The organism is Planktosalinus sp. (assembly GCF_059864935.1).
In genome coordinates this window covers 1-2560 of record NZ_JCBCCK010000267.1, presented here as the reverse complement: position 1 = coordinate 2560, position 2560 = coordinate 1, and the positions used below count along the sequence as shown (strand labels likewise).

The 2560-nt window shown below is 41.1% G+C and carries 2 protein-coding genes and 1 pseudogene; all 3 read left to right on the top strand.

The genetic code is table 11. The features are described 5' to 3' along the window. The first annotated feature begins 4 nt into the window (after positions 1 to 4). Positions 5 to 868 carry an acetyl-CoA carboxylase, carboxyltransferase subunit beta gene (gene accD / locus AC6F75_RS08935; protein WP_500714660.1) on the top strand — a complete coding sequence of 288 codons (864 nt, stop codon included), beginning with the start codon at positions 5 to 7 and terminating at the stop codon, positions 866 to 868. 104 nt (positions 869 to 972) lie between these two features. Then, positions 973 to 1242, top strand: coding sequence for a 30S ribosomal protein S15 (gene rpsO, locus AC6F75_RS08930; protein ID WP_500714659.1), 270 nt, complete (start codon positions 973 to 975; stop codon positions 1240 to 1242). Between the two features lie 241 nt (positions 1243 to 1483). Continuing rightward, positions 1484 to 2560: pseudogene (locus AC6F75_RS08925) on the top strand (polyribonucleotide nucleotidyltransferase); the annotation flags it as partial.

Below are 2560 nucleotides of genomic sequence, written 5' to 3'. Positions count from 1 at the left end.
AACTATGGCCTGGTTTAAAAGAACAAAAAAAGGAATACAAACTGCAACCGAAGACAAAAAGGATGTCCCTAAAGGTTTGTGGTACAAATCCCCCACAGGAAAAATTGTCGATGCCGAAGAATTGGCCAAAAACTTTTACGTAAGTCCCGAAGACGGCTACCACGTGAGAATTGGCAGCAAAGAGTATTTTGAAATACTTTTTGACGACAACAATTTCAAGGAACTGGACAAAAACCTGACGTCAAAAGACCCGCTCAATTTTACCGACACCAAAAAATACCTGGACCGTTTAAAAGAAGCCCAGGACAAAACCGGGTTGAAAGACGCGGTAAGAACAGCCGTTGGAAAATCGATGGGAAAAAACATTGTAGTGGTGTGTATGGATTTTGCGTTTATCGGGGGGTCAATGGGCTCTGTAGTGGGCGAAAAAATTACCCGTGGTGCCGATTATGCCCTGAAAAAGAAAATTCCATTGGTCATTATTTCAAAAAGTGGCGGTGCCCGAATGATGGAAGCTGCATTTTCATTGATGCAGTTGGCAAAAACCTCTGCCAAACTGGCTCAATTGGCTGATGCCAAAATACCTTATATCTCATTATGTACAGACCCCACCACCGGTGGAACAACTGCTTCATTTGCTATGCTGGGCGACATCAACATTTCAGAACCCGGGGCCTTGATTGGTTTTGCCGGCCCACGGGTAGTGAGAGACACCACCGGAAAAGAACTTCCCGAAGGCTTCCAAACCGCAGAGTTTGTAATGGAACACGGTTTCCTTGATTTTATCACAAAAAGAAAAGACCTGAAGAAGAACATCAACCTTTATCTGGATTTGATTCTCAACAGACCCATTAGAAAAGCGTCCTAAAATTAAGAACATTGGTTATTTAAATTCCATTTATATTTTCTATATTTGCCGCCTGATTACCAGAGAGGTAGTTTTTACATAAAAATCATTTAAACAATATTGGCATGTACCCAACAAAAGAAGACAAAGCAAAAATTTTTAAAAAGTACGGTCAGTCTGCTACAGACACCGGCTCAACTGAAGGTCAAATTGCGCTTTTTACAGCGAGAATCGAGCATTTATCAGCCCACCTGAAAAAGAACATTCACGATTACAACACTGAGCGTTCACTTGTAAAATTGGTTGGCAAAAGAAGATCATTGCTTGATTATCTGATGAAGAAAGATATCAACAGATATCGTGAAATCATTAAAGAATTAGGTTTGAGAAAATAAAAAATCAGGGGGCTATATGCCCTCTTTTTTTATATAAAAATGTTAGTACACGACAAAATTTTGAAATAGCACTAATTTGCCGGAAAATTGAATTTCGTCACATACTTAGATAAAAATGCCTATCTTTGATGGGTTCTGAAAAAGCTACACTTTTAGTTTTTCATTGGTCAACACTACTACACAACACAACGACCATTGTTTAACCAAGCAGGCAATACTGCGTGCTTATTATTAAATTATTATGATACCAAAAGTTTACAAAGAGGTCATTGACCTGGGCGACGGTAGAACCATTTCTATTGAAACCGGAAAATTAGCCAAACAAGCCCACGGGTCTGTTGTTGTGCAAATGGGAAAAGCCATGTTACTATGTACCGTTGTTTCTTCCTATAAAGAAAGTACATTGGATTTCTTTCCATTAACTGTTGACTACCGCGAAAAATTTGCTGCTGCAGGTCGTTACCCCGGTGGTTTCTTTAAAAGGGAAGCCAGACCCAGTGATGGTGAAGTATTGACCATGCGTATTGTGGACCGTGTGTTACGCCCACTTTTCCCATCAGATTACAAAACCGAAACACAAGTAATGATTCAATTGATGTCTCACGACGAAGAGGTGATGCCCGATGCATTGGCAGGTCTTGCTGCATCTGCTGCAATTCAACTGTCTGACGTTCCTTTTGAATGTGCCATCTCTGAAGCCCGTGTGGGTAGAATCAATGGCGAGTTTATTTTGAACCCAAGCCGCAGCCAGTTGCTGGAGTCTGACATCGATATGATCATTGGAGCTTCTGCAGATTCGGTTATGATGGTAGAAGGTGAAATGAAAGAAATTTCAGAAGAAGAAATGGCAGAGGCTATCAAATTTGCCCATGAAGCCATTAAAGAACAGTGCGCTGCACAGTTGCGTTTGGCTGAAGCTTTCGGGAAAAAACCTGTAAGAGAATATGCTCCCGCAAAAAAAGATGAAGCTATTGAAGCTAAAGTGCGTGAAACAGCATACCAAAAAATATATGACATTGCCAAAGGCGGTCATGGAAAAAGAGAACGTGGCGAAGCATTTTCTGCAGTAAAAGACGAAGTGATGGCTTTGTTTACCGAAGAAGAACTGGAAGAAAACCAAGCGTTGATTAAAACCTATTTCAACAAAATTGAAAAAGAAGCGGTAAGGGAATTGACACTTGCTGAAGGTTTGCGCCTTGACGGAAGAAAAACCACAGACATCCGCCCCATCTGGTGTGAGATTGATTATTTACCTTCTGTTCACGGTTCGGCTATCTTTACACGTGGGGAAACCCAGGCATTGGCAACAGTGACGCTG

Excerpts from the sequence above, each read along its gene's own strand:
- rpsO (WP_500714659.1), top strand. The coding sequence starts at position 973 with ATGTACCCAACAAAAGAAGACAAAGCAAAAATTTTTAAAAAGTACGGT.
- accD (WP_500714660.1), top strand. The coding sequence starts at position 5 with ATGGCCTGGTTTAAAAGAACAAAAAAAGGAATACAAACTGCAACCGAA.